General features: G+C 44.7%; 4 protein-coding genes. 1 reads left to right on the top strand and 3 read right to left on the bottom strand.

The window, feature by feature from the left end:
* The 3 genes from ACUVJL_RS28055 to ACUVJL_RS28045 all read right to left on the bottom strand — a co-directional run.
* Positions 1–438: ABC-ATPase domain-containing protein (locus tag ACUVJL_RS28055; protein ID WP_445248845.1), on the bottom strand; the 438-nt coding region annotated here is incomplete at its 3' end.
* Between the two features lie 174 nt (positions 439–612).
* Positions 613–1,650, bottom strand: coding sequence for a M20/M25/M40 family metallo-hydrolase (locus ACUVJL_RS28050; RefSeq protein ID WP_445248844.1), 1,038 nt, complete (start codon positions 1,648–1,650; stop codon positions 613–615).
* A gap of 360 nt (positions 1,651–2,010) precedes the next feature.
* Positions 2,011–2,589: a hypothetical protein gene (locus ACUVJL_RS28045; protein WP_445248843.1), complete on the bottom strand. Its 579-nt coding sequence runs from the start codon at positions 2,587–2,589 to the stop codon at positions 2,011–2,013.
* A gap of 790 nt (positions 2,590–3,379) precedes the next feature.
* Here ACUVJL_RS28045 and ACUVJL_RS28040 point away from each other — a divergent pair.
* A complete protein-coding gene (locus tag ACUVJL_RS28040; protein WP_445248842.1) occupies positions 3,380–6,727 on the top strand; it encodes an EAL domain-containing protein in 3,348 nt (1,115 codons plus the stop codon).
* The last annotated feature ends 52 nt before the right edge of the window (positions 6,728–6,779 follow it).

The following is a 6,779-nucleotide window of genomic DNA, read 5'->3' as shown; positions in this document are numbered from 1 at the left end:
ACTCGCTGGAAGTCCGACGGCAAATCGCAGTTCAACTCCTCCTAAATCTTCAATATCGGATGTATGTGAGGAAATGATAAATGCGGAAGTTCGCTCTAAAACTTCTTGTCCGAAGCGAGTCACTGCAATCAAACCGCTTTTCCCAGTGCCGCGCTTGCTGCTGAGGCTGTGTGCTGCTTGGTCAAACTGGCGAGTTAGGTAATCTCGCAAGGCTATTTCTCGACTGCGAGAGTTGAAAAGTTCGCGGGGAAGTTGAGCAATGTTTGGCGGAACTCTGACTCTAAATTTACTGGGAGAAGCAAACGGATCTCCCTGCACGTAATCTATAATTAATGTGAAGTCAGAAAAGTCGTACTTACCTTGAATGTCTTTGTAGGCTTTGTAGCCTCGATTGTCTAGTTGCCGTAAATGCCGTTGCAGGCTTTCTTTGTTAGTCATTTGTTATTTGTTATTTGTTATTTGTTATTTAGCTGGTTCCTAGGCTCAGCCTAGGAACCTATGTCCAGAGGCTCTGCCTCGCTTGCTTGGCGTGGGAAAATTGGAGGCAAGCCTCCGGATATGCGTTACCAGGCAGAGCCTGGTAACGAGTAGTTACCAATTACCGATTACCAATTACTGAATTTCCAATAATTTAGCCACGGCATTAACAATAATTTGAGCAGAACCGGCGAAAAAAGGTCGATCGATAGTTGCTAATGTATCGCTAGATTGGTGATAGTGGGGCGATCGCAAATTTGCAGTATCCGTCACCAACACAGCACCAATTCCTTTATACCAGAAAGGCGCGTGGTCGCTGCGCAAAACATCGGGAGTCAGCAACCCTTTCAGGGGAATCGGCAGCGCCACCACCGCAGGCAAATCGGCTTTTCCAGACTCCGCAAAACTTTTCAATAGCAGCGGATGTTCCGCATCCCCAATCACAGCGATAAACTCGCCTTTGTCGGGAGAAGTTACCCCCGATGCTTCTAGAAAAGGTTGCGCTGTCAATCCTTCGGGATATTGCTGGCATCCGGGCGTGCGGCAGGCATAACCTACCATATCCAGGACAATTGCTCCCTGCAAATTTTTTAACCGCGCCTCGCTACCGGTGAATGCTAAACTGCCTAAAAGTCCGATTTCTTCCCTGTCGAAAAATGCTATTTGCAATGTCCGAGGAGTGGGGCGAGAACCCAGCAATCTTGCTACTTCTAAAACTACAGCAACTCCCGTCGCATTATCGTCAGCCCCGGGCGAGTTGGGTACAGTATCGTAGTGTGCTGCGACTAAAATTGCACCGGCCTTTGAGTCAGTTCCTTTTCTCTCAGCGAAGACGTTGATTCCTCGATCGAACCGCTGCAACTCTGCGGAAAATCCTAATGTTTGCAGTTGCTGGGAAATGTAGTCTCTCGTAAAAGAGCGAGCTCGTTCTCCCTCGCGTTCTCCTGCTAAAGTATCGACGTGTTTCCACAACCGGGAGGGGTCAATTTGGGGTTGAAAAAAAGCATTTTTTTCAGCAGGAAGCGGTAAGGGAGACGGGTTTTGGGAAGTGTGGATATTGCGATCGATCCAAACTTCGGGTACAGCCGACAACCGCTGCCACGAGTCAGAACCCCAACCAGCAGCCGTCAGCGCAACCAGAATAAATAGCGCTATCCAAATCAATTGTTTCATCAGTAAGTCTATTTGAGATTTTAGACAGGGCTTAAGCACTCCTCACTCTCATAAACCGGGTTTTTTAGCGGGAGCGAGGGCTGCAACAAAGTCTTTTCGGATAACCCGGTTGATACGTCCTGGACTGTTAGATTTTAGATTTTACATTGACACCAGACTTGAAAATAAGCCTGTTTCAAAAAATGAAACTCAAAACTCTTAACATTAGCTGCGGTCGAGCCAGTTTTGTGTTTTTTTATTGAGCTAAGAAAGCAGGTAAAAACCTTTCAATGTCGCCGCCCTTATGTCTCTTGCTTCTTGCGTGATTCGACAGCGACATTCACTCCTACTAATTCAAGGTTCAAAATTCACCCTTCAAAACTACTTTTTTTCCCATTCAATCTCCTTGTTTTCCAATATCAACCCGCTGCTGCTGGGAACAGCGTAAGGAATAGTTGTTGCAGAAAATTTGACTATTTGAGTTGGTTGTTGAAACCACTCGGAATAACTGGGATTTAGTTGGTCGTACAGTGCTTTTAAAGCTTGGATTTCTGCCTCTAGCTGCGCTGCTGCTTGATTGATTCTGCGAGCTTGTGCTTGCAAGCGCTTTTCCCCGGTTTGAACTTGGTTTTCTAGTTCTTGCCAGTGCTGTCCGGCAACCAATTTATCTATTTCAGCTTGTTTGTAGGTCAGTAAAGCCTGTTTTTGTTGCAGTTTCTTTTCAGTAATTTTAGTCTCTTGGTCAATCTCCTGGATTTGCTGCAACCACTGATCCCCAAAAGCAGCATTTTGCTGATGGAACTCGGCAATGGCCTTTTGAGTATTATTCTTGGGAAAACTGACTGCCAGTCGGCACTCTGAGCGCTGTACGCCAAGTTTTTCCCGCGACTGTTGCAGGGCGGCAACTTCTGCTTGCAGCGCGCGGACTTCTTTTTGGAGTTCTGGGATCGTCTGACTCATAAAAAAATTCGGTAAGTGGGAAACGAGCGTCCCCAAGAGGGCCCGCCCGGGAAACGACTCGGGGATTTCAATAAGCGAGTGAATCTTTCCATTACAGGGGGATTGCTAGAAAAGGTGTAATGAATGTAATGTACGAGCTGTGGGAAAATTACCACCTCAAAGGTCGCAACCCGCGATCGCATAATATTCGCTCCTTTATGAGGCTCCATCAGAGGGGTAATGTTAGCCTGGGCCAAAGTTTACGCTTGGTACTCTATCTAGGACACTGACTTAACCCAATAAATCTGTTTAATCCTAAAATTATCTTGGCAAGGAACTATGCGAAGCATTCCGTGGTAGGTCTTGAACTCTTACCGCTAACGTAGTACGCAGCTACGCATGACTGTCAACTCGGGTTTAAGTCAAAGGCCCCAAGCAAGCGTGTCTTTAGACCACCGTCGTTGACTGGTTCAATTAGTGGAGCTCTGCATCGATTTTAAGCTAATGGTTTATTTTTATAACCAATCCCGGCCGCCTCCTTGCAGGAATTATCTAATTTTAGCGTACTCAGGGCCGATCTATAGGTATAATGGCTTATAATTTGTGGCACAATGGGTAATGACACATTGTAAATTCAGATTAAAATTATAATTAGTTACGAGCCTAATTTATTTGTGTTGAAAATCCCACTTACCAAATTAACATAAATTCAGGTTCGATCTCTTTGCCTTTCCTACCTCTACGTCCACTCAAATGTTTTCAGGGTTTTGACAGCGAAAAAGCATCTATTGAAAATGAGGAACAGGAGCATATGAAAATTACACATCGATTAATTTTGGGATCTTTAACTGCTGCTATTTTTGGTGTGGAATGTTGCCTTAATACAAAAATATTGCTGGCAAGTGTAGGGAATGGAGACGGCAATCGCGCTCTAGGAGCCATTTTGGTGGCGCCTGAGAAACATAGCTATTTGCGATCGGCATCTCGCCCTTCTGCTTCTGTAAGCGCTGGCTTATTGTTCGATAAATTATCCCAAATACAACCAGTAAATTTACCGAGCGACAATTTTATTCAATCTCAGGAAATTACGGGAAAAGATCGTAGTTTGAGGTTAATAACAATCTGTGCTTATCTGGCTTGTATTTCAGTAGTAATCTCCTTATTAACCAGGACGCATACAGTAAATATCTTATCCCAGGTGATCGGCTCCCGCAAACAGAAGTCTGAAACAGAGAAGGACAAGTTACCAGAAGCAGAGAAAGTGTTGCCTCCAAAAAAAGAACAGGATATCTGGGATACTGTTGCCAAAATGACCCAAGATTTGCAGCAAACTGCCGAATATGCCCTCGATATTTGCGAGGAAATGAACGTCTCGATAATTGCGGTTACCCCGGGCGGTCATATCCTATCCTTAAACCAAACTACCTGTCAACTTTTGGGCTACTCTAAAAAAGAGTTGTTAGGCAAACCAATAGCCGGACTTTTTAAGAAAACTGAATCACCGGCGCCAGAGTTAGAATCAGCAAATTTAACAGCAGAAGGTTCTGTCCGCAACGTCGAAAAAGTCTACGTTTCTAAACATGGCAAAAAAATAATTGTACTGCTTTCTATTTCAACTATTCGCGACGGCAAAGGCGAGGTCACCGGCAAGTTGTACATAGCACAAGATATTACCGAGAGCAAGCGGGCTGAAAGAGATTTGCGGCGCAGTGAAAAAAAGTTTCGGCAACTGATAGAAACTGTTAATGCTGCTGCATTGATCTATCACTGCAGACAGTTGCGCTATGTCAATTCTCAGACTGAAGCTCTGACTGGATATACTCGCGAAGAATTGCTAGCGTTGGATTTATACGACTTAATTCATCGAGATTTTATAGAAATAGTTAAAAACTGGGGTAAATCCAGCCACCGACGATCAAGTGCCGGTTCAAAATATGAAGTAAGAATTCTCACGAAAACCGGAGAAACACGCTGGATTGAAGCAACTGTAGATATTATCAAATTTGAGAGAAAAGCGTCAATATTAATCACAGCGTTTGACATCAGCGATCGCAAATTAGCAAAGCTAGAACTAGAAACATCTCTTTCCTTGCTTCAGGCAACGATTGAATCTACTGCGGACGGCATTCTGGCGGTTGACGGCCAAGGAAAAATTGTCACCTTTAACCGTAAGTTTGCCCAAATGTGGCAGGTGCCGGATTTCCTGCTCGATTTGAGAGATAACAACCAAATTTTGGGTTTCGGAATCAACCAGTTAAAATACCCGGAAATCTTTCTCAACCGCGCTAAAGAATTGTCCGATCGCCCGGCCGCAGAAAGTTTTGATATCCTCGAGTTTAAAGATGGCAGAATGTTGGAGCGCTACTCGCTGCCGCAGTGCACGGAAGGCCAAATTACTGGTCGAGTATTCAGTTTTCGGGATGTAACGGAACGCGTGCAATCCGAAGAAAAACTCCGCAAAAGCGAAGAACGCTTTCACCTGCTGACGCGGGCGACAAGTGAGGCAGTATGGGATTTGGATTTGTTGAAAAATGAGTATTGGTTGAGTAAAGAATTTGAAAAAGTATTTGGATACAAACTCAACGAAACTCAGACGATAGATTTAGAATCATGGTGGCTAAATATTCATCCCGAAGAACGGGAAAGAGTGATATTAAGCTTCAAGGAAATAATGAACTCAGATGCTAAAAGTTGGTCGGAGGAATACAGCTTTCGCCGTGCAGAGGGGGGATATGTTTTTGTGCTCGATCGCGGGTACATCATCCGCAATGAAAGTGGCAAAGCAGTAAGGGCGATCGGCACGATGATGGACATCACTCAGCGCAAGCAAGCTGAAGAAATTCTCCGCTATCAAGCTGTTTACGACCAACTCACGGGTTTACCGAACAGGCTACTTTTTAACGAGCGGCTGCTGGCGTCATTAAAAAAAGCTAAAAAAACCAAAAAAATGCTAGCTGTGATGTTTTTAGACTTGGACAAATTCAAAAAGATTAATGATACACTAGGTCACGCTGCGGGCGATCGCCTGTTAGAAGGTTTTGCCGGACGCATCAGCGAGACTTTGCGATCGACTGATACGGTAGCCCGCTGGGGAGGCGACGAATTTACCCTACTCCTTCCCGACATCAGTTGCTTAGAAGATGCAGTTAAAACAGCTCAAAGAATACTCAACAATTTAAAGCCAGCATTTAAACTAGAAGAACAGGCGTTTCACATCAGCAGCAGCATCGGCATTGCCGTTTATCCCGATGACGGTGAAGATGCCGAAACTTTAGTCCAAAATGCCGATGCCGCCTTGTACCGCGCTAAAGAAATGGGAAGAAATAACTATCAGTTATATACTTCAACAATTACTCCCCACGGCAGCCACTCGCTAACTATAGAAAGCAGGCTGCACCAGGCTCTAGAGCAGGGACAATTTGAGGTTTTCTACCAGCCAAAAGTAAACATCACTACTTGGAAAATTCAGGGTATGGAAGCCCTGCTGCGCTGGCACCATCCAGAATTAGGTTTAGTTACTCCCGCTACATTTATTTCGATCGCCGAAGAGAACGGACTGATTGTACCTATTGGGGAATGGGTGCTGGAAACTGCCTGCACTCAAAATAAAGCTTGGCAGGATGCTTTGCAGCCAGATTTGCGGGTAGCAGTCAACGTTTCGGCTCGGCAGTTCCAGCAATTTAATTTATTACAAATGGTAGCGAACTGCTTGGAAAAAACTGGTTTAGCACCCAAGTATTTAGAGTTAGAAATTACCGAGAGTACAGCAATTCAAAATGTGGATTATACCACAAAAGTTATGAAGGATTTGCAGAATATGGGAGTGCAGATTGCACTGGAGGATTTCGGCACGGGTTATTGTTCTCTAAATAATCTCAAAAAGTTGCCCTTGAATATCTTAAAAATAGACAGGTCGTTGGTTAGCCAACTGACGACTGATCCGTGCGAACGGGCGATCGCCAATGCTGTAGCGACCCTGGGGCGAGATTTGAATTTTAGTGTTGTAGCCGAAGGAGTAGAAACTAAAGAGCAGTTGGAGTGTTTGCGATCGCTCCACTATCGAGAAATTCAGGGTCACTATTTCAGCCCGGCCCTCTCGGCTGACGATGCTAGCAAACTTTTGGTAAATTCTCAGTTGAGGAAAGTGAAAATTGCTTAATTGGGTCGCGACTTAGGAATGAGAATTAAATAACTTCCACAAGTTTGTGGGA

The sequence above is a fragment of the Microcoleus sp. OTE_8_concoct_300 genome (assembly GCF_031383065.1).
GTDB lineage: Bacteria > Cyanobacteriota > Cyanobacteriia > Cyanobacteriales > Microcoleaceae > Microcoleus.
Note: the sequence above shows the minus strand (reverse complement) of the source record. Positions and strands in the feature narration are given on the sequence as shown.